General features: G+C 64.1%; 22 protein-coding genes. 12 read left to right on the forward strand and 10 right to left on the reverse strand.

Annotated features, from left to right (window positions below; translation table 11 throughout):
• Nucleotides 1-31 precede the first annotated feature (31 nt).
• The gene (locus FJ492_RS14640) at nucleotides 32-1,069 is read right to left on the reverse strand and encodes a zinc-binding dehydrogenase (protein WP_140770591.1); all 1,038 of its coding nucleotides are present in this window, start codon (nucleotides 1,067-1,069) and stop codon (nucleotides 32-34) included.
• A 56-nt stretch (nucleotides 1,070-1,125) separates the two neighbouring features.
• Complete coding sequence (locus FJ492_RS14645; protein ID WP_140770593.1) at nucleotides 1,126-2,358, reverse strand: acyl-CoA dehydrogenase family protein; 1,233 nt, start codon at nucleotides 2,356-2,358, stop codon at nucleotides 1,126-1,128.
• Nucleotides 2,359-2,484: 126 nt separating this feature from the next.
• Here FJ492_RS14645 and FJ492_RS14650 point away from each other — a divergent pair, with 126 nt between their 5' ends.
• The 5 genes from FJ492_RS14650 (at nucleotide 2,485) to FJ492_RS14670 (ending at nucleotide 6,035) form a co-directional block, all read left to right on the forward strand.
• Nucleotides 2,485-3,300, forward strand: coding sequence for an SDR family oxidoreductase (locus FJ492_RS14650; RefSeq protein WP_140745279.1), 816 nt, complete (start codon nucleotides 2,485-2,487; stop codon nucleotides 3,298-3,300).
• A 40-nt stretch (nucleotides 3,301-3,340) separates the two neighbouring features.
• Entirely contained in the window at nucleotides 3,341-3,826 is a 486-nt protein-coding gene (locus FJ492_RS14655; protein ID WP_281405562.1) for a MaoC family dehydratase, read from the forward strand.
• Nucleotides 3,823-4,857: a phosphotransferase gene (locus tag FJ492_RS14660; RefSeq protein WP_140770595.1), complete on the forward strand. Its 1,035-nt coding sequence runs from the start codon at nucleotides 3,823-3,825 to the stop codon at nucleotides 4,855-4,857. Before FJ492_RS14655 ends, FJ492_RS14660 begins: the two co-directional genes overlap by 4 nt.
• Nucleotides 4,858-4,975: 118 nt before the next feature.
• On the forward strand, nucleotides 4,976-5,620 hold the full coding sequence (locus tag FJ492_RS14665; RefSeq protein ID WP_140504329.1) for a TetR/AcrR family transcriptional regulator: 645 nt from the start codon (nucleotides 4,976-4,978) through the stop codon (nucleotides 5,618-5,620).
• A gap of 163 nt (nucleotides 5,621-5,783) precedes the next feature.
• Nucleotides 5,784-6,035, forward strand: a complete 252-nt coding sequence (locus tag FJ492_RS14670; RefSeq protein WP_140770597.1) for a DUF680 domain-containing protein — start codon at nucleotides 5,784-5,786, stop codon at nucleotides 6,033-6,035.
• Between the two features lie 44 nt (nucleotides 6,036-6,079).
• On the opposite strand, the gene FJ492_RS14675 is transcribed toward FJ492_RS14670, so the two are convergent.
• From FJ492_RS14675 to FJ492_RS14710, 8 genes are all read right to left on the reverse strand, one after another.
• Nucleotides 6,080-7,129 carry a Gfo/Idh/MocA family oxidoreductase gene (locus FJ492_RS14675; protein WP_140770599.1) on the reverse strand — a complete coding sequence of 350 codons (1,050 nt, stop codon included), beginning with the start codon at nucleotides 7,127-7,129 and terminating at the stop codon, nucleotides 6,080-6,082.
• Nucleotides 7,129-7,914 carry a ThuA domain-containing protein gene (locus FJ492_RS14680; protein WP_140770601.1) on the reverse strand — a complete coding sequence of 262 codons (786 nt, stop codon included), beginning with the start codon at nucleotides 7,912-7,914 and terminating at the stop codon, nucleotides 7,129-7,131. The genes FJ492_RS14675 and FJ492_RS14680 overlap by 1 nt, the downstream gene beginning before the upstream one ends.
• A 76-nt stretch (nucleotides 7,915-7,990) precedes the next feature.
• Nucleotides 7,991-8,215, reverse strand: a complete 225-nt coding sequence (locus FJ492_RS14685; RefSeq protein ID WP_140711970.1) for a hypothetical protein — start codon at nucleotides 8,213-8,215, stop codon at nucleotides 7,991-7,993.
• A gap of 59 nt (nucleotides 8,216-8,274) precedes the next feature.
• Nucleotides 8,275-8,856 (reverse strand): sarcosine oxidase subunit gamma, encoded by a 582-nt coding sequence (locus FJ492_RS14690; protein WP_140711972.1) that lies wholly within the window; start codon nucleotides 8,854-8,856, stop codon nucleotides 8,275-8,277.
• Nucleotides 8,849-11,842, reverse strand: coding sequence for a sarcosine oxidase subunit alpha (locus FJ492_RS14695; RefSeq protein WP_140770603.1), 2,994 nt, complete (start codon nucleotides 11,840-11,842; stop codon nucleotides 8,849-8,851). The genes FJ492_RS14690 and FJ492_RS14695 overlap by 8 nt, the downstream gene beginning before the upstream one ends.
• Nucleotides 11,839-12,135: a sarcosine oxidase subunit delta gene (locus FJ492_RS14700; RefSeq protein WP_023770558.1), complete on the reverse strand. Its 297-nt coding sequence runs from the start codon at nucleotides 12,133-12,135 to the stop codon at nucleotides 11,839-11,841. The genes FJ492_RS14695 and FJ492_RS14700 overlap by 4 nt, the downstream gene beginning before the upstream one ends.
• An 11-nt stretch (nucleotides 12,136-12,146) precedes the next feature.
• Nucleotides 12,147-12,569 carry a hypothetical protein gene (locus FJ492_RS14705; RefSeq protein ID WP_140770770.1) on the reverse strand — a complete coding sequence of 141 codons (423 nt, stop codon included), beginning with the start codon at nucleotides 12,567-12,569 and terminating at the stop codon, nucleotides 12,147-12,149.
• Nucleotides 12,570-12,571: 2 nt separating this feature from the next.
• A complete protein-coding gene (locus tag FJ492_RS14710; protein ID WP_140770605.1) occupies nucleotides 12,572-13,825 on the reverse strand; it encodes a sarcosine oxidase subunit beta in 1,254 nt (417 codons plus the stop codon).
• Nucleotides 13,826-14,034: 209 nt separating this feature from the next.
• Between FJ492_RS14710 and FJ492_RS14715 the strand changes: the two genes are divergently transcribed.
• The 7 genes from FJ492_RS14715 to FJ492_RS14745 all read left to right on the forward strand — a co-directional run bounded on the left by FJ492_RS14715 (nucleotide 14,035) and on the right by FJ492_RS14745 (nucleotide 19,669).
• A complete protein-coding gene (locus tag FJ492_RS14715; protein ID WP_246673718.1) occupies nucleotides 14,035-14,409 on the forward strand; it encodes a DUF2568 domain-containing protein in 375 nt (124 codons plus the stop codon).
• Between the two features lie 103 nt (nucleotides 14,410-14,512).
• Nucleotides 14,513-15,271: an SDR family oxidoreductase gene (locus FJ492_RS14720; protein WP_140745268.1), complete on the forward strand. Its 759-nt coding sequence runs from the start codon at nucleotides 14,513-14,515 to the stop codon at nucleotides 15,269-15,271.
• A gap of 127 nt (nucleotides 15,272-15,398) precedes the next feature.
• Nucleotides 15,399-15,785: an SET domain-containing protein-lysine N-methyltransferase gene (locus FJ492_RS14725; protein ID WP_027142987.1), complete on the forward strand. Its 387-nt coding sequence runs from the start codon at nucleotides 15,399-15,401 to the stop codon at nucleotides 15,783-15,785.
• A gap of 176 nt (nucleotides 15,786-15,961) precedes the next feature.
• Nucleotides 15,962-16,228 (forward strand): 30S ribosomal protein S21, encoded by a 267-nt coding sequence (gene rpsU / locus FJ492_RS14730; protein ID WP_010911429.1) that lies wholly within the window; start codon nucleotides 15,962-15,964, stop codon nucleotides 16,226-16,228.
• A gap of 141 nt (nucleotides 16,229-16,369) precedes the next feature.
• Nucleotides 16,370-17,212: a tetratricopeptide repeat protein gene (locus FJ492_RS14735; RefSeq protein WP_027142988.1), complete on the forward strand. Its 843-nt coding sequence runs from the start codon at nucleotides 16,370-16,372 to the stop codon at nucleotides 17,210-17,212.
• Nucleotides 17,213-17,421: 209 nt separating this feature from the next.
• Complete coding sequence (locus FJ492_RS14740) at nucleotides 17,422-17,898, forward strand: DUF992 domain-containing protein (protein WP_140770607.1); 477 nt, start codon at nucleotides 17,422-17,424, stop codon at nucleotides 17,896-17,898.
• Nucleotides 17,899-18,232: 334 nt separating this feature from the next.
• Entirely contained in the window at nucleotides 18,233-19,669 is a 1,437-nt protein-coding gene (locus FJ492_RS14745) for an MFS transporter (RefSeq protein ID WP_140770609.1), read from the forward strand.
• The last annotated feature ends 19 nt before the right edge of the window (nucleotides 19,670-19,688 follow it).

Genomic DNA, 19,688 nt, shown 5'->3' on the forward strand with positions numbered 1-19,688 from the left:
TGTGTCGGGCGTCGAGAGCAAGGTCACCACTTTAAGGCCGAATGAACACCTTGCCGTTAGGCTTGGCCAGTTCCGCCGGCACGCGTGCCATTGCCTCGGCCAACGGAATGACCGCCGTCACGTCGGTCGACCAGCGTCCATCGGAAAAACGCTTCTGCGCCTCGAGGATCGCCGGACCACGCCGATCCCTGGATTGCCGCATCCATTCGCTCAGCCAGAAGCCCTCGATGTGCTTGTGCTGGAAGATCAGTTGGCCGGGTTCGCGGATGACCGTGGCCTCGGGATCGAGCCGGCCATAGATGATCCAGCGCGCCCGTTTCGGCATTGCATTGAAGATGGCTGAAGCCAGCGGGCCCGTGACAGCATCGAGGAAGATGCGCGGCTGTTCGGCCTTCATCACCTCGCGCAGCGTGGCCTCGAAATCCGGCGCCTTCTCGTTGAGGACATGCGCCGCGCCAAGCCCTTTAAGCATGGCGATCTGCTCGTCGCGGCGCACGGTGACAACAGGCCGGAACCCTTCCTCGCTGGCAAGGCCGATGATCAGCTTGCAGAGCTGGCTGGCGCCGGCGGTCATGACGAAGGCCTTCTCGCTTTCCTGTTTGACGATGTCGAACATGGCGATCGCGGTCAGCGGATTGACGATCATCGCGGCACCGTCCTCGTCGCGCACCGTATCGAGCAGCGGAATGCAGGCCGCCGCCTCGGCGACGGCATATTCGGCCCACGAGCCCCAATTGCTGAGACCAGTGGCGAAAGCGACACGCTTGCCGACGAGGCTTTTGGGATAGGGCTCCTCGCCACCCGCGACGACCGTGCCGCCGCCCTCGAAGCCGGCCGGCTGACCCTTGGCGCGCGGCTGGCCATACTGGCCCTTGATGAAGGCGACATCCGATGGATTGATCGAAGCCAGGCTGACCTTGATCAGCACCTGGCTCGGTCCGGGCGCAGGCACGGCGATGCTGCCCGGCTCGAGATAGGGCTCCATCGCCTCGAGCGCACTGCCGCTCGGCGTCCTGGTATAGCCGTCACCGACCAAGAGCAGCGCCTTCATTTCGGAGGGTATGGTCATCACTGACACTCCTTGGTTGCCGCAGGCAAACCCGTAATGGCCAGCCGAACTGCCGCTCAGAGCTTCTCCTGCGTGTATTTCTTCAACTCCGTACGCGCCACCTGGCGGCGATGGACTGCGTCAGGCCCGTCGGCGAGGCGCAGCGTCCTCAGATGCGTCCACGAGCGCGCCAGTGGCGTATCCTGGCTGATGCCCTGGGCGCCGAACATCTGCACCGCCTCGTCGGTGACCTTGAGCGCCACGCGTGGCGCGACGACCTTGATCTGGCTGATCCAGGGAGCGGCGGCCCGCGCGTCTCCCTGGTCGATCATCCATGCCGCCTTGAGGCAGAGCAGGCGGGCCATCTCGATCTCCATGCGGCATTCGGCGATGATGTCGAAATTGGCGCCAAGCTTCGCCAGCTTCTGGCCGAAGGCCTCGCGGCGCACGGAACGCTGGCACAGCATCTCCAGCGCCATCTCGGCCTGGCCGATGGCGCGCATGCAGTGATGGATGCGGCCGGGGCCGAGCCGGCCTTGCGCGATCTCGAAGCCCCTGCCCTCGCCCAGGATCAGGTTCGAGGCCGGTACCCGGACATTGTCGAAGCGAAGATGCATATGGCCATGCGGCGCGTCATCGTCACCATAGACCTGCATGGCGCGGACCTTGGTCACGCCTTTCGTGACCGAGGGTACCAGGACCATCGAGTGGCGGCGGTGCTGCGGCTCGTCATCGCCGCCGGTCCGCACCATGACGATGTAGATGGCGCAGCGCGGATCGCCGGCGCCCGACGCCCACCATTTCTCGCCGTTGAGCACGTAGTCGCCGCCCTGCCGCTCGCAGCGCATGGAAATGTTGGTGGCGTCGGAGGAGGCGACATCCGGCTCCGTCATCAGATAGGCCGAGCGGATTTTTCCGTCCAGCAACGGTTCGAGCCATTCCCGTTTGTGCTCGGCCGAGCCGTAGCGTTCCAGAACCTCCATATTGCCGGTGTCCGGTGCCGAGCAGTTGAATGTTTCGGCGCCGAGATGCGCCTTGCCCATCTCTTCGGCCAGATAGGCGTATTCGACAGTGGACAGGCCGTAGCCACGTTCCGAGCCGGTCAACCAGAAGTTCCACAGGCCGCGCTCCCGTGCGGTCTTCTTCAGCCCTTCGAGGATCTCGCTCTGGCGTTTGCTGTAGACCCAGCGGTCGCCGGCCTTGCCGACTTCGCCCAGGAACTCCTTGTCGAGCGGCATGATCTCGTCGCGCACCATGGCCGCGACGCGTGCGTGGATCGGCTTCAGCCGCTCGGTCATGCCGAGATTCATCTGCGTCGTCGGTCGCTAACCCTTCATGCAGGCCGGGCATTTTATCCGTGGCAAGGATGACCGTACTTCGGATAGCCTTGTCAACGCGAACTGTTTTGCCCGCGGGCGAAGGCGCGGAGAATTTAGATGAGCTATCTGGATGAGCTGTTTTCGGTTGCCGGCAAGACCGCGCTGGTGACGGGAGCGGCGACCGGCATCGGCCGCATGGCGGCAACCGCGCTGGTCAAGGCCGGCGCTAGCGTCATGATCGCCTCGCGCAAGGGCGAGGACTGCATCAAGGTCGCCAGCGAGTTGAACGGACTTGGCGCCCCGGGCCGGGCGGAAGGCTTTGCCGCCGACATTTCCAGCGAGGTTGGCATTGCCGACCTGGTCGGTGAGGTCAAGGCACGGACCGAAAGACTGCATATTCTGGTCAACAATGCCGGCGTGTCCTGGGGCGCGCCGCTGGAGAGCTTTCCCTATCACGCCTGGGCCAAGGTGTTCGGCGTCAATGTCACCGCGGTCTTCCATCTGACACGCGAATTGCTGCCGCTGCTTGATGCTGCTGCAAGCGAAGCCGATCCGGCCCGGGTGATCAATCTGGGATCGGTGATGGGCACGCAGCCGCTGGCCGACGATGCCTATTCCTACACCGCCTCCAAGGCCGCCGTGCATCATCTGACACGCACGCTGGCGTTCGAATTCGCTGGCCGCCGCATCACCGTCAACGCCTTCGCACCAGGCCCATTCCAGAGCCGCATGACCGCATTCGCCACCGGCACGGACGAACAGGCCAGGCATGTCGGCGGCCATGTCCCGATCGGCCGCATCGGCACGCCGGATGACATTGCCGGCGCAACGCTCTATTTGTGCAGCCGTGCAGGCAGCTATGTGACCGGCGCCATCCTGCCGATCGACGGCGGGCAGTCGGTGCAGCATGGGTTGACCTTATTCAAGGAATGACATTTTCCGGCCGCAGAAGCCGGGAGTGAAACAGGAGGACATGAGCGTGGAACCGATCAGTCTCGATGTGCTTCTGGCCAGTGTCGGCAAGGAGGTCGGCGTTTCGCCCTGGCGCGTGGTCACACAACGCATGATCGATCAGTTCGCCGACGCCACCGACGATCACCAGTTCATCCACTGCGATCCGGAGCGGGCCAAGCGCGAAACGCCGTTCGGTGGCACCATCGCGCACGGCTTCCTGTCGCTGTCGCTGTTGTCGGCGATGACGTTCGAGACCATGCCGCCGCTGGAAAACGGCAAGATGGGCGTCAACCATGGCTTCGATTCGCTGCGCTTCCTGGCGCCGGTGAAGACTGGCGCGCGCATCCGCACCCATTTCGTGCTGGCCGACGTCAAGGTCAGGCCATCGGGCTGGGTGCAGACGGCGCATGACGTGACCATCGAGATCGAAGGTTCCAAAAAGCCGGCGCTGACCGCCCGCTGGCTGACGCTGACCTTACTTGAACGTCAGCCCGAGACGGTATGAGCGACCCGAACGCGCTCGACCAGGCGGCGCTTGCGCCTTACCTCGAGGCGCACATCCCGGGCTTTTCCGGGCTCGCGGCAATCGAAAAATTCAAATCCGGCCAATCCAACCCGACCTATCTCCTGACGGCGGCAAGCGGCCGTTACGTGCTGCGCGCCAAGCCGCCAGGCCAACTCTTGAAATCGGCGCACCAGGTCGACCGCGAATTTCGGGTGATGGAGGCGCTTTCGGGCACCGCCGTGCCGGTGCCCAAAATGCTGCATCTGTCGGCCGAGGGCTCGCCGATCGGTCGCATGTTCTACATCATGGGTTTCCTCGATGGCCGCATCTTCTGGGATCCGGCACTGCCTGAGGCCCGCGACAACGATGAGCGCGCCGCGACGTACGATGCCATGAACGGCACGCTTGCGGCCCTGCACGATGTCGATGTCGAGGCCGTGGGTCTCAGCGCTTTCGGCCGCCGCGGCAATTACTTCGAGCGGCAGCTGGCACGCTGGACCAGCCAGTACCGTGCCTCCGAAACCGGTACCATTGCCGACATGGACCAACTGATTACCTGGCTGGAGATGCATAAGCCGGCCGATGACGTCAGGGCCTCGCTTGTGCATGGCGACTATCGGCTGGACAATCTGATCTTCGCGCCGGACCAGCCGAAGGTACTGGCGGTGCTCGACTGGGAATTGTCGACATCAGGCCACCCCTTCGCCGACATCGCCTATCAATGCATGCAATGGCGCCTGCCGCATGCATCCGGCTTTCGCGGCCTGGGCGGCATCGATCGCTCGGCACTCGGCCTGCCTTCCGAGGAAGACTATGTCGCCGCCTATTGCCGGCGACGTGGGCTGACCGGCATCGGCAATTGGACATTCTTCCTCGCCTTCTCCTTCTTCCGGCTGGCTGCAATCTGCCAGGGTGTCTACAAGCGGGCGCTCGACGGCAACGCTTCCAACCCGGAGAAGGCCAAAACCTATGGCGAGGCGGTGAAATTGCTCTCGCACCTCGCCGTCCAACTGATCAACAAGCAGGCGTAACGGGAGACGGGATGGGTCGCTTCTGACGCCTGCCGCTTGGGAACCCGCGGCGCCCTTGTTCGTTTCCGTACAGCGTATATAATTTAACCAAGGCACCAACCAGACAAGGGCAACGGACTTGCCGCTGAGCCTCCAGAAACGCCGCGAGAAACAAAAGGCCGAACTGCGCTCGGAGCTTGTCGCGGCCGCACACAAGCTCGTCCAGGAAGAAGGCTATGAAGGCCTGACCATCCGCAAGCTGGCCAAGCGGGTCGGCTACGCGCCGATGTCGGTCTATTCCTACTTCGCCGACAAGCAGGACATCCTCTTCGCGCTGGCCGAGGACGCGTTTGAAACGCTCGCCCGGCGCATCGAGGAGCACCCGTCCGACGATCCGATCGAGGCCTTGCAGGCGGTGATGACCGAATATGCCGCCTTCGGGCTCGGCAATCCCAACGAATACCGCACTGTCTTCATGACCGAAAAGACCAAGCTGCCGGAAGGCAGGAGCTACGAGGACATGGAGGAAGGCAACCCGGCGATGAAGGTGCTGATCAGCAGGGTCGAGGCCTGCGTCGCCGCCGGCAAATTGCGTGGCGATCCGCGCGCCATCGCCACCATGCTGTGGGCGGTCGGCCATGGCACGATCTCGCTGCTGATCACATTCCCCTTCTATCCCTTCGGCGACGCGCAGGCTTTCGTGAAGCGGATGTGCGACTTCACCCTTGCCACGCTCAGCACGCAAGATGTGCCGCCGTTGACCGAAACACCGGTCAACTGCTGAGCGCGACCTCTTCGTTTTTCCAGATTTCCTCACCGCCTCTCCCAGCCAGAATGGGGCAGATTTCTTGGTTAACAAACTTGAACTTCGCGATCGACGGACGTATTTGTACAAAGCAACGTACATGTACGGAACAAATTCACCCCGTCGAACACGGAGACTGACCATGAAAAAGATACTCCTCACCCTCGCCGCCGTCCTGGCGCTTTCGGGCTCGGCCTTTGCCGCCAACAACACCCCCCACGCGGTCAAGCATTCGACTGCAGCGACCTGCGTCGACACCAAGACCAATGTGAAGCTCGATTGCGCTTCGACCGGATCGGTCGACAAGAAGGCTTCCACGGAAGCCACAACCGACGGCAAGGGTCCTAGGCTCGGGATCACGGTGAACCCGTGGATCATGCCGAGCGCCTACTGAGATTTTCCGAAAGTCTGGCCGGCTCAGCCGGCCAGATGGTGATTTCAGGCGATCGAGACCGGCAGCTTGGCCGCTGAACTTTCGAAGGCCGCGTCGATCAGCTTCTGCATGTCGGCGGCGCGCCGGAACGACGGATCGCCGTTCCGTCCCGTGTCCAGCGCATCGGCGAAGCGCCGGGCATTGTGCTTGACGTCAGGCGGCGTCAGCATCCGCCAACGGTGCTGATCGACGTCGTCACCCAGGCAGGCCGACAGCCGCGAAACCTTGCCGTCGGTCTCGACCTTGATCGCGCCCTTGGTGCCGTGCAGAGCCAGCGACAAATCATTGCCATGGCCCGTCGTGTAGCGGCTGGCCATGATCGTGGCCAGCGCGCCTGAGGTGAGCCGCGCCGTTACCGCCAAACTGTCATTGACGTCGAGCAGATAGTCACCGATGCGGTCGCCCTCCGCCTTCGGAAACGTCACCAGATCGGCATGCAGCGAGACGATATCCTGGGCCGCGCCATAGGTCGCGAAGTCGAGGATATGGATGCCGACATCGCCCAGAACACCCGTCGAACCGTGCCGGCTCGACAGGCGCCACAGCCATTTGTCGTCGACCCGCCAGTCACCCCAGAACTTGCTGACCAGCCAGCTTTGCCGGTAGTTCGCCTCGACATGGCGCAGCTCGCCGATCTCGCCGGCCTCCACCATGCGCCGCGCCTCGTGGATCACCGGCGTGTTGCGATAGGTCAGGTTGACCATGTTGACGAGCCCGGCCGCCTCGGCGGCTTCGCTCATCGCAAGCGCATCGGCATGGTTCGGCGCCAGTGGCTTCTCGCAGAACACATGTTTCCCGGCGGCCAGCAGGGCGAGCGTCGTCGCCTTGTGGACCTGGTCCGGCGTCGCGTTGATGGCGGCATCGAACTCGCCCCAAGCGATCGCAGCTTCGAGGCTTTCGAAGAAATTGCCTATTTTGTTGGCGGCGGCGAACGCCGCCGCGCGGCCCGGCAGATGATCGACGCAAGCGACGATGGTACAGCTCGGAACCTGACCGAACTCCTCGATATGATGTGCCGCGATCCAGCCGGTGCCGAGCAAAAGCAGGCGATGCATCAGCTCAGCCCCCTCTCACCGTCGGCATGCAGACGCAGGCCTTTCTGGACGATCTTCTCCTTGGCCTTGTCCGTCGGCACATTCGGCGCGTTGGTGACGCCGGACCATGCCGGGGCGGGGTTGTGCGCCCAGTGCACGGCGTTGCGCAGCACCTGCTGCACGCCTTCATTGTGATAGATCGGATAGGTCTCGTGGCCCGGTGAGAAATAGAAGATTTTTCCCGCTCCCCGCTGATAGGTCAGGCCGGAGCGGAACACCTCGCCGCCCTCGTACCAGGAGATAAACACCGTCTCCAGCGGCTCCGGCACCGCGAACGGTTCGCCATACATTTCCGTCTCGCCGATCTCCAGGCATTCGCCGATGCCTTGCGCGATCGGGTGGCCGCGATTGACCGCCCAGACACGCTCGCGCTCGCCCGCCTCGCGCCATTTCAGCGAACAGGGCGTGCCCATCAGCCGCTTGAAAATCTTCGAGTAGTGGCCGGAATGAAGCACGATCAGCCCCATGCCTTCCCAGACCCGCTTCTGGACGCGCTCGACGATCTCGTCCTTGACCTCGCCATGGGCGGCATGGCCCCACCATAGAAGCACGTCGGTGGCCGCCAGGCGCGTGTCGCTCAGCCCGTGCTCGGGTTCCTGCAAGGTGGCGGTGGTCGCTTCGATCCGCTTGTCCTGGTTGAGCGCGGCGGCGATGGTACCGTGCATGCCCAAGGGATAGAGGACGCGCACGGCGGCATTGGTCTGTTCATGGACGTTCTCGCCCCAGACAACGGCTTTAACAGGCATTTTTCCTCTCCAAAGCGCTTTGAGTACCGCATCCGATGAGGTCTTGGAAAGATGTCGTCGATCAAAATTTGTGAAATCAGGGCTTGCGGGCCTTGCGGCCAGGGACTGTCTTGGCCTTGCCAGGCTTGGCCGGTGCGCCGGGAATGGACGACCCCGTAATCGACACGGGATCGCTGGCTGGAAATGTGTCCTCGAGGCCTTCCTCGAGTTCGTCTTCGGCGTCGGCCTCGTGATGCCGCTCATGTTCAAGCGAACGGACCGCCGCGGTTTTCGGCGATTTCGGCGCGGACCTCGACGGCATCGGCAGTTCTCCCTCGATTTGTCGCCGCACAACGGACGCGGGCGGCAAACGTTCCGGGGTCAGCCGGCGGCGTCGCGGGCTCCCTCGGACAGGAAAGTAAAGACATAGTCCGAGAAAGAACGCCAGCACTCGACCCTGAAGGCCTCGTCGGCCGTGCGCAACAGCACGATCTCGGCCTTGCCCAAAATGGTGCGCGAAGCGGCGCCCACCGGGAAGGCGTCGAGCGACAGATCCTGCGGGCAGCCCGAATTGATCGCGGCTTCCGCCGCCGGGCCGGTGACGGAAATCGCGATGTTGCGATGCGAGATGCCGACCGACGAGTGCAAGGTTGAAACCTTCGCGCAATCGGCGAGCGGGTCCTTGCCGGCCTCGTCGATGACAAGCCACTCGTCCGGCCCAAGCCACAGCGCCGTACGGCCGCTCTTCGACGCCGAGGTTTTCGGCTGCTTCGGCAGGGTCACACCGAGCGCCTTCGACAGAGCGGCGACCGAAGCTTCCGGCGCGCGCAGCGAAATGCGCAGGGCCGGCGGCAGCACTTCGACCTTGACACCCGTTGCGGAGACAGTGCGCCCGGCCAATGCCGGACGCCGCTCCGCCGAGGGCGAAGCCGTCGCGGCCGTCTTTGCAGCAGCTTTAGCCATTGAGGCGCCCTCCCGTCTCGTCGAAGAACACCATGCCGGCAACCTCCACTTCAATCACCCCGTCCGGCATCGGCACGTAGAGCGTGTCGCCCATCCGGTCACGCCCGCCGGCGACCAGCGCCAGGGCGATGGAACGGCCGCAATTCTGCGACCAGTAGCTCGAGGTAACGTGGCCGATCATCTTCATCGGGATTGCCTGCTTCGGGTCCTCGACGATCTGCGCGCCTTCTTCCAGCACCACCTTGGGGTCCTTGGTCTTCAAGCCGACCAGTTGCTTGCGGCCCTTGGCGACCAGGTCCGGCCGCGCCATGCCCCTGATGCCGACGAAGTCGGCCTTCTTCTTGCCGACCGCCCAGTCGAGGCCGGCGTCGTTTGGCGTCACCGTGCCGTCCGTATCCTGGCCGACGATGATGTAGCCCTTCTCGGCGCGCAGCACGTGCATCGCCTCGGTGCCGTAAGCGGTGGCGCCATGCTTCTGGCCCTCGGCCCACAACGCTTCCCAGACGGCCTGGCCATAGTCGGCCGGGACATTGACTTCGAAACCGCGCTCGCCGGTGAACGACATGCGGAACAGCCGTGTCGGCACGCCACAGATCTTGCCTTCGCGCACCGACATATGCGGCAGCGCTTCATCAGACATGTCGATGCCTTCGACCAGCGGCGCGATGATGTCGCGGGATTTCGGACCCTGCACGGCAATGACCGCCCACTGCTCGGTGATCGAGGTCAGCCAGACATTGAGATGCGGGAACTCGGTCTGGAGGTAATCCTCCATGTGGTTCATGACGCGCGGCGCGCCGCCCGTCGTCGTCGTGACATGGAAGCGGTCCGGCGCCAGCCTGCCCACGACACCGTCATCATAGATGAAGCCATCCTCGCGCAGCATGATGCCATAGCGGCAGCGGCCTGGCTCCAGCTTCTCCCACGGATTGGTGTAGAGCAGTTCCATGAACTTGGCCGCGTCCGGGCCGACCACTTCGATCTTGCCCAGCGTCGAGGCATCGAACAGGCCGGCTTGATTGCGGACCCCAACGCATTCGCGGTCGACCGCCGCATGCATGTCTTCGCCGGCTTTCGGGAAATACCAGGCGCGCTTCCACTGGCCGACATCCTCGAACACCGCGCCTTGCGCCTCGGCCCACGGATGGATCGCGGTTCTGCGTGTCGGGTCGAACAGCGGCCCACGCGCATGGCTGACAATCGCGCCGAAGGTGACAGGCGTGTAGGGCGCGCGGAACGTGGTCAGGCCGACCTCCGGGATCGGCTTGCCCAGCGTTTCGGCGGCAATCGCCAGGCCGTGCATGTTGGAGGTCTTGCCCTGGTCGGTCGCCATGCCGTTGGTGGTGAAGCGCTTGACATGCTCGATCGAGCGCATGCCTTCATGCACCGCCTGGCGGATGTCCTTGGCGGTCACGTCGTTCTGGAAATCGACGAAGGCTTTAACCGTCGTGTCCGGTCCGGCGCCGGGCGCCGCACCCAGCATGCCGCGCGACCAGCTCTCCGAGGCGTCCACCTTCGGTTTGGTCTCCTTGGCGGCTTTCGCGCCGGCATCCTTGGCCGCCTTGGCGCCCGCCGCATAGGCCTCGTCCACCGTCGCCGCCAGTCCGTCGGTGCCGTTGCAGGCGCCGACCGAGACGCAGTCCTGCGCGTAGGTGCCGGGCACGAACCGCTTGGTCTCGTCGTTGAAGGCGACCTTGCCGCGCGACTGCGAGAACAGATGCACCGACGGTGTCCAGCCGGCCGACATCAGGATCGCATCGACCGGAATTGTGCGTTCGCCGCCGCCATTCTTCGGCTGCACCGTCATCGACGACACCCGCAACTTGCCGCCGGCGCGGATCACAGCACGGCCGAAATTGATCTCGATGCCGAGCGCCCTCGCCTCGTCGATCACCGGGCCGGTCGGGTTGTCGCGCAAATCGACGATCGCCGCCACGTTGACGCCGGCCTTCTTCAGGTCGATCGCGGCGCTGTAGGCCGAGTCATTGGCGGTGTAGACACCGACATTTTTTCCGACCGCGACACCATAATGGTTGAGGAAGGTGCGCGCCGCGCCCGCCAGCATGACGCCTGGCCGGTCGTTATTGGCGAACACCATGTGGCGCTCGATGGCGCCGGAGGCCAGCACCACGCGCTTGGCGCGGACCTGCCATAGCCGTTCGCGCGGCAGGTCGTGGCCGGGGGCTTTCAGGTGATCGCTGACGCGCTCGACCAGGCCGACGAAATTCTGCGCGTAATAGCCGAACGCCGTGGTGCGCGGCAGCACGCGGACATTGTCCATTGCACCCAGCCTGGCGATCGCCGCTTGCGCCCAGGCAAAGCCGTCCTTGCCGTCGATCTTCGCGCCAGACTCGAAGCGCAGGCTGCCGCCGAACTCGGCCTGCTCGTCGGCCAGGATGACGCGCACGCCGGTCTCCGCCGCGGCAAGCGCCGCCGCGATACCAGCCGCGCCGCCGCCCAGCACCAGCACGTCGCAATGGGCGTAGCGCGAGGAATAATGGTCGGGATCGGGTTTGTCGGGCGAAACGCCGAGGCCGGCGGCTTCGCGGATCTTGGGTTCGTAAAGGCTCTTCCAGGCCGCCTTCGGCCACATGAAGGTCTTGTAGTAGAAACCGGCCGAGAACAGCGGTGATGCCAAATCGTTGACCGCGCCGACGTCGAAGGATAGCGACGGCCAGCGGTTCTGCGAATTGGCGGCAAGCCCGTCATAGAGTTCCTGTACGGTGGCGCGCACGTTGGGCGTCTTGCGCGCGTCATCACGCACGATCTGCACCAGGGCGTTGGGCTCTTCCGCGCCAGCCGAGAGGATGCCGCGCGGGCGGTGGTACTTGAACGAACGGCCGACCAGATGCACGCCGTTGGCAAGCAGCGCCGAAGCCAATGTGTCGCCCTCGATGCCGGCATAGGACTGGCCATCGAAGCTGAAGCGGGCGGTCTTGGCCTGGCTGAGGCGTCCGGCGCCGGGAATGCGCAACGCGCTGCTCATTTGGCTACTCCAGGTAGCTTGGAGGGTTTCGGTTCGCCGGCCTTGTAGGTCATGACGAACTTGTCGGTGACGGTGTCGCGCACCGCGTTGAAGAAGCGCGCGCAGCCATGCATGTGCCGCCAGCGCTCATAAATGATGCCCTTGGGATTCGAGCGGATGAAAAAGAACTTCTCGAAATCGTCGTCGCTCTCGCCGGCCATGTTGGCCGAACGCGCGATATGCGCCTCGCCGGCGTTGCGGAATTCGAGTTCCGGGCGCTCTTCCTCGCAATAGGGGCAGCGGATGAGAAGCATCGTGTTTGTTCCTACAATTCGCCGTGGCCGACGCGCGCGCCCGCCGGTTGATCGCAAAGCTTCTGGCCCATGGTCATGAAGGGAGCGACGAGTCGCAGCCGCTCCTCGACGCTCGTCGCCGCACTGAAGAGATCGCGGTTGGCCATGTTGCCGAGCGTCAGCTGCATCGGATCTGTCGTAACGATGACGCCACGCGGTTGGAAATCCTCGTCCTCATCCAGCCCATGCGGTCTGCCCTCGTAGAACATCACCACTTTCTGGCCGACGCTCCAGACGCAGGCGAGCATTCCCTCGTCGACCGAAAACGGCCAGCCGGTCTCGTTTCCGGCACGGCTGATCGGCTGCAGCCGCACCTCCTGCACCGTCGGAACATGGAACATGCCCTGTTCCCCCGCCAGCATCAGCGGCATCGCGACAGCGATATCAGTCATCATCATCAGTGCGCCACCGCTGCGGCCGCCGCCTCGTCGATGAGGCGACCGGTGCGGAAGCGTTCGATGGTGAAAGGCGCGTTGATCGGATGCGGATCGTCCTTGGCGATGGTGTGGGCAAAGACATGGCCCGAGCCCGGTGTGGCCTTGAAGCCGCCCGTGCCCCAGCCGCAATTGACGTAGAGGCCGGGCACCGGCGTCTTGGCCAGGATCGGCGAGCGGTCGGGCGTCACGTCGACGATGCCGCCCCACGAACGCAGCATCTTCATGCGCGTGAAGATCGGGAACATCTCGCAGATGGCGTCCAGCGTATGCTGAAGAATGTGAAGTCCGCCGGTCTGCGAATAGGAGACATACTGGTCGGTGCCGGCGCCGATCACCAGTTCGCCCTTGTCGGACTGCGAGATATAGGCGTGCACCGTGTTCGACATCACAACGCAAGGCACAACCGGCTTGACCGGCTCCGACACCAGCGCCTGCAGCGGATAGCTCTCCAGCGGCATGCGCACGCCGGCCATGTTCATGATGACCGAGGAATGGCCGGCCGCGACGACGCCGACCTTCTTGGCGCCGATGAAACCGCGCGTCGTATCGACGCCTGTGACCGCGCCGTTGGCAGCCCGCTTGACGCCGGTGACCTCGCAGTTCTGGATGATGTGGACGCCGCGCGCCGAAGCGCCGCGCGCATAGCCCCAGGCGACCGCGTCATGGCGCGCCGTGCCGCCGCGGCGCTGCAGGGCAGCCCCGACGACCGGATAGCGCGCGTCTTTCGAGGTATTGAGCGGCGGACAGAATTCCTTGGCCTGCTCCGGCGTCAGCCATTCATTGTCGATGCCGTTCAGCCGGTTGGCATGGACATGGCGCTTCAGCACCTGGATGTCGTGCACATTGTGGGCGAGCATCATGACGCCGCGCGCCGAATACATGACGTTGTAGTTGAGCTCCTGGGAGAGCCCGTCCCACAGCTTCAGCGCATGGTCGTAAATCCCTGCGCTCTCGTCATAGAGATAGTTGGATCGGATGATGGTGGTGTTGCGGCCGGTATTGCCGCCGCCCAGCCAGCCCTTTTCCAGCACCGCGATATTGGTGATGCCGTGCACGGTGGCGAGATAATAGGCGGTGGCCAATCCATGACCGCCGGCGCCGACGATGATGACGTCGTATTCCTTCCTGGGCTCCGGCGAGGACCATTGTTCCTCCCAGCCCTTGTGGCCGCGCATGGCCTCGCGGGCGATGGCGAATACAGAGTATTTCTTCACGGTCCAGCCTCGCGCCAAAAGGTCTCGCGGAGTGCAGCCGGGTCTTCCTTCGGCCCAGCGCGCGAGGTGTATCACTAGCGAAACGGCGCTGCCATCCTTGCGCTGTTTGCGACGGCGCTTGCCGTTTTGCGCCGTGCTGAAAAAGAGGTATCCGGTCTGGCCCCGATGATTGCCTTCAGTCACACTTCCCGGCGTCGGGGATTCGGAGAATGATGGTGGGCAACGCTTGGTGGAATCTCACATTGCGCTTCCTGCTGGAGCTGTCAGCCTTGCTTGGCCTCGGCATGGCAGGCTGGAGCCTTTTCGAGGGCTGGTGGCACTGGGTCCTGGCCCTTGCCTTGCCACTCATCGCTGCAGCGTTGTGGGGGATTTTTGCCGTGCCCGGCGATCCGAGCCGTTCAGGGAGTGCACCGGTACAGGTGCCCGGCGCTGTCAGGCTGGCGCTGGAATTCGTCGTCATGTTCGGCGGCGCGGCCGGTTTCCATGTGGCAGGCCATGCCGCCACGGGCACCATCATGGCCGTGCTGATCGTCATCAGCTACGTGTTCTCGCTGGACCGATTGGCTTGGCTGCTCCGGCAATAGTTGGTGCGAGCCTCTGCGGTTTTCGGGTGGCTGCTGTCCTGCCGATTTGCGACGAAGCATCCGATCGCCGGCAAAGCTGGCGCGAAGGACAAGGATGCCAAACATGCTCGCACTTTCCAACAAGATCGCCATCGTCACCGGCGCCAGTTCCGGCATCGGCCATGCCACCGCCAAACTGTTCGCGGAGGAAGGCGCCAAGCTGGTCATTTCCGCTCGCCGCCAGACCGAGCTTGATGCACTCGCCGCTGAAATCGAGGACGCCGGCGGCACGGCTGTCGCTCTCGCGGGGGATGTTATCGACGAGACCTACGCGAAAGCTCTCGTCGAACTGGCGGTCGGCAGCTTCGGTGGACTCGACATCGCGTTGAACAATGCCGGCTCCGTCGGACCGATGGGTCCTGTCCCCGACATGTCGGCACAGACATGGCACGGAACGATGGACACCAATCTGACCAGCGCCTTTCTCGGTGCGAAGTATCAGATACCGGCCATGCTCGAGCACGGCGGCGGCTCGCTGATCTTCACGTCGAGCTTTGTCGGTTACACCGTCGGCATGCCGGGCATGGCCGCCTACGCCGCGGCCAAGGCCGGCCTGATCGGATTGACGCAGGTGTTGGCCGCCGAATACGGACCGAAGGGGCTGCGCGTCAACGCGCTGCTGCCCGGCGGGACCGACACGCCAGGCGCGACGACGACCACGCCTGAGGCCCGCGCCTTCGTCGAGGGCCTCCACGCCCTGAAGCGCATGGCGCAGCCGCAAGAGATCGCCCGCTCCGCGCTTTACCTTGCCTCCGACGCCTCGAGCTTCACCACGGGAACCGCGCTGTTTGCGGATGGCGGAGTGTCGATCAACCGGACGTGAAGGATTTTTTGCCGGGACAGGCCTGTTCGTCGTTGTGACGCAGGCCGCCGGCCTTGCTTTTTCGGCGCGATTTGGCGATTCCGTTTCTATCTAAACGGGTCTTCTTGCCAAGACGGGTCCTGGAACCATGATGCTGATCCGAACCTATGTCGCCCAGAGTGCAATCGAAGGCGTCGGCATGTTCGCCGCCGAGCCCATCCGGAAGGGCGCCTCGATCTGGCGCCTGGATCCGGATTTCGATCGGCTGATCCCGATGGACAAATACGAGACGGCGCCGCAACCCCTGAAGGAATTGCTCGACCGTTATGCCTATCCGAGCCCGGACAAGCCCGGTTTCATCGTCTATGAGGTCGACAATGGCCGCTTCATGAACCATTCGGCGACCCCGAACACCGATTTTTCGCAATATGGCGGCGCCACTGCGACCCGGGATATCGCCGTCGGCGAGGAGATCACCTGCGATTACGGTGAGTTCTTCGAGGATTTCGAGCGGCTGCACCTGGCCACGGCGTAACAGGCACCCTATCTCCAGGCGACTGTGGCAATTTGGCTGTCGTCCGTCATTTCGACTGTGGACAGCGAGGCTTGATTCTGCTATCAGCCGCCACAATTCGTGGTGTCGAGCGCCGCGGAGGCTTGTGGCTATGGCTGCTTGCCTGTTGATATCAAACCCGAAAGACAGGATTGCCCGTGCAGGTACTCGTCCGCGACAATAACGTTGATCAGGCGCTTCGCGCGCTGAAGAAGAAGATGCAGCGCGAGGGCATTTTCCGCGAAATGAAGATGCGCGGCCACTACGAGAAGCCTTCCGAGAAGCGCGCCCGTGAAAAGGCCGAAGCCGTTCGCCGCGCCCGCAAGCTGGCCCGCAAGCGCGCACAGCGCGAAGGCCTGCTGCCGATGACCCCGCGTCCGGTTGCTGCTGGCGGTGCCGCCGGTGCAGCGCGTCCGCCGCGCTGATTATCGCCAATATTTCGTCCTTTTCGAAGGATACCAGGGTGGCGCGATGCGGAATCGCCGCCACCCTTTTATTTTGATTGTGACCCGGCCCGGAGGGGGGAACCGGACCTGAACGACGGCGCAAGTGAGGACAGGGCAGACATGAACGCAACAAGCGTGGAGCGCGGGACCGCATTGCGTGGTTTCGCCCTGACAGCGGCCCTGCTTTCCGGACTGGTGCTTGCCGGCTGCCAGACGTCGGGCCCGGCCGGCGAGTTCAACAACATCGACAAGGCGCAAGGCTCGAGCGAGAACATCTCCTCGCTGTCGGCGGTCATCCAGCGCAATCCCCAGGATCCTGAAGGCTACAATGTGCGCGGTTCGGCCTATGGCCGCGGCGGCCAGTACCAGCAGGCGCTCAAGGACTTCAACCAGGCCATCCAGCTCAACCCGAATTTCTACCAGGCCTATTCGAACCGGGCCCTCATCCAGCGCTTCCTCGGCAACCAGGAAGCCGCACTCGCGGACTACAATCGCTCGATCCAGATCAACGGCAATTACGACGCCGCCTATATCGGCCGCGGCAATCTCTACCGCAAGGCGGGCCGCACCCAGGATGCCTTCACCGACTTCCAGAAGGCGATCCAGCTCGACACGACGGATGCCCGCGCATATCACAATCGCGGCCTGATCTATCAGAGCCAGGGCCAGCACAAATTCGCCATCGAGGACTTCTCGACCGCCATCTCGCTGGCCCCTGACGCCGCCGAGCCCTACAACGGCCGTGGCCTCTCCTATCTTGCGACCGGCGACGAGGACAACGCCTTCTCCGACTTCAACATGGCCATCAAGCTCGACGGCCAGAACGCCGAGGCCTGGGCCAACCAGGCGCTGATCTACGAACGGCGCGGCGACAAGGCAAAGGCGGCGAAGGCCTATCGCGAGGCCGTGCGCCTCAACCCCACCTACCAGCCGGCCAAGGACGGCCTCGCTCGCGTCAGCTGACATCGGCTTCCGCAAGCCCGCGCCAAGCGCCCCATTGCATCGTGCGTGTGCGAAAGGACACGCGGCGCGGCGGATCGCCGCCAATCCGGCAACCGTGTGTTACCCCCGCGACAAGCCGTTAACCCCTGCCTTGTTCGCGCCAAGTTTTCGGCGGAACGGTCGCGGCGCTCGAGACGTTACTGAAGACTGATTGCAAAAGGACCCTCCCCATGATCAAGAAACTCGTCTGCGCCGCTGCTCTTGCAACGACCGTTTTCGCTGCCGCTCCGGCCAGCGCCGGCAGGCTGCAACTCGGCACGCTCGACTGCACCATCGATGGCGGCTCCGGCTATATCGTGACGTCCAACAAGGGCGTGTCCTGCGTCTTCCGGCCCCATCATCACGGGCCGTCGGAAATCTATACAGGCGTGATCTCGAAGCTCGGTGTCGATGTCGGCAAGACGCATCAGGGCCAGCTCATCTGGGCGGTTTTTGCCGCGACGCGCGACCGTGACGCGGGCGACCTTGCCGGCAGCTACTACGGCGTCAACGCCGAGGCGAGCGTTGTGACCGGCGGCGGCGCCAACCTGCTCGTCGGTGGCTTCGACAGCGCCTTCATGCTGGAGCCGCTCAGCGTCCAGGCGCAGACCGGCGTCAATCTCGCCGTGGCGGTGACTTCGCTGGAGCTGATCCACTCGCTCAAATAAGCGGTTTGGGGCCTCGGCTCCAGACCCTTCACTCTGCGGCGCGGAACCGGATAGGATGGTTTCGCGCCGTTTGTTTTTGGGGGACGCCATGCCGAGGACAGCTATCGCCGCTGCCATGATTGCAAATCATGCTTGCCGGCAAGCGGTGCATCCAGGACGACGCTGGTCCAAACATATCTCGAAAAAATCGCTTGAGCTCAATCGCGGTTGAGGTTCTACAAACCCGTCCCGGGCAAAACAGCGTCTCGACGCGGCGCGCATGGTCCTGCCGGAAGCCTCGCGTTGGCTTCTGGTGCCGTGCGGCTGCATCGAGATAGGCAAAGCAGGGATGGACATGACCGAGATCAGCACAAACAGGGTCGACTGGCGCGCATTGTGGGCAAGCGGCGACCTGGCGCGCTTCTGCTTCATCAGCCTCGGCATCCTGCTTCATGCCACCAATGAGACGATGGTGGCGACCGTCATGCCGGCCATGGTCGGCGAACTGGCCGGCGTGCAGCTCGTCGGCTGGTCGCTGGCGATCTACGAACTCGGCGCCATCGTCGCCGGTGCCGCGGCGGGACGGCTGGTGAGCTATGTGGCGCTGCGCACCAACATGGTGGTCGCGGCCCTGCTTTACGCGGCCGGGGCGCTGATCTGCGCCACCTCGCCTTCGATGCAATTGTTCCTGGCCGGCCGTCTGATCGAGGGGCTGGGCGGCGGCGCGCTGGTGTCGCTGGCCTTCGTCTCGGTCGAACGGCTGTTTTCGCGTGCCATCTGGCCGCAGCTTTTCGGCATCATGTCGGCGATCTGGGGCGTCGCGGCGTTCAGCGGTCCGCTCCTCGGCGCTGTTATGACCGAATTGCTGTCGTGGCGCTGGGCCTTCGGCGTCTTCACTCTCGGCGGCACCGCCATGGCGCTGGCAAGCTTCCTCGTGCTCGACACGCCGGAAGCGACAAGACCCAGCACGAGCGTCGGCAAGGCGCCGCCTTTTCCGTTCATGGCGCTTGGCTGCCTTGCCATTGCCGTGGTGCTGATCGCCTCAGCCGGCGTCGACATCGCCCTGCCGCGTTCCTCGCTGCTGATCGTGCTGGGGTTGGCAGGTCTCGCGCTGTTCTTTTACATCGATGCGCTGAAGCCGCGCTCCCGGCTTTTCCCGGCGCGGCTGTTCTCATGGCGCGCGCCGGTCGGCGCCGGCATGACCATGGTCGCCGCCTTTTCCATCGCGACCTGCTCCTTCGGCGTCTACGGGCCGCTGCTGCTGACCAGCCTGCACGACATTCCGCTGCTGACCACCGGCTACATCATCGCCGCCGAATCGATCGCCTGGTCGATCCTGTCGATCCTCGTCGCCAACGCGCCGCCACGGCGCGAAAGGCTGATCATCGTCTGCGGCGCACTGATGATCGCGGCGGGCATCGCCGGCTTCGCCTACACGATACCACTGGGCTCGATCGCGCTGATCCTGGTCTGCGCCCTGTTGCAGGGCGGCGGCTTCGGCATTGCCTGGCCGTTCCTGACCCGCGTCATCGTCGCCTCCGCCCCGGACGACGAACAGACCATCGCCTCGGCCGCGGTGCCGACCATGCAGCGCATCGGCTATGCCGTGGGTGCCGCCCTTGCCGGCATTGTCGCCAATGCCAGCGGTTTTTCGCAAGGCCTGAACCATGACGCGGCCGCTGGTGTCGCGAGCTGGCTGTTCCTTGCCTTCGTGCCGCTCGGCGTTCTCGGCTGCCTCGCCGCCTTGCGGATATCGGCGGCGGCAAATCGGCCGCTCGCAGCCATCGGCTGACGCAGGTTCTATCGGACAG

This window comes from Mesorhizobium sp. B2-5-4 (assembly GCF_006441095.1).
Classification (GTDB): domain Bacteria; phylum Pseudomonadota; class Alphaproteobacteria; order Rhizobiales; family Rhizobiaceae; genus Mesorhizobium; species Mesorhizobium salmacidum.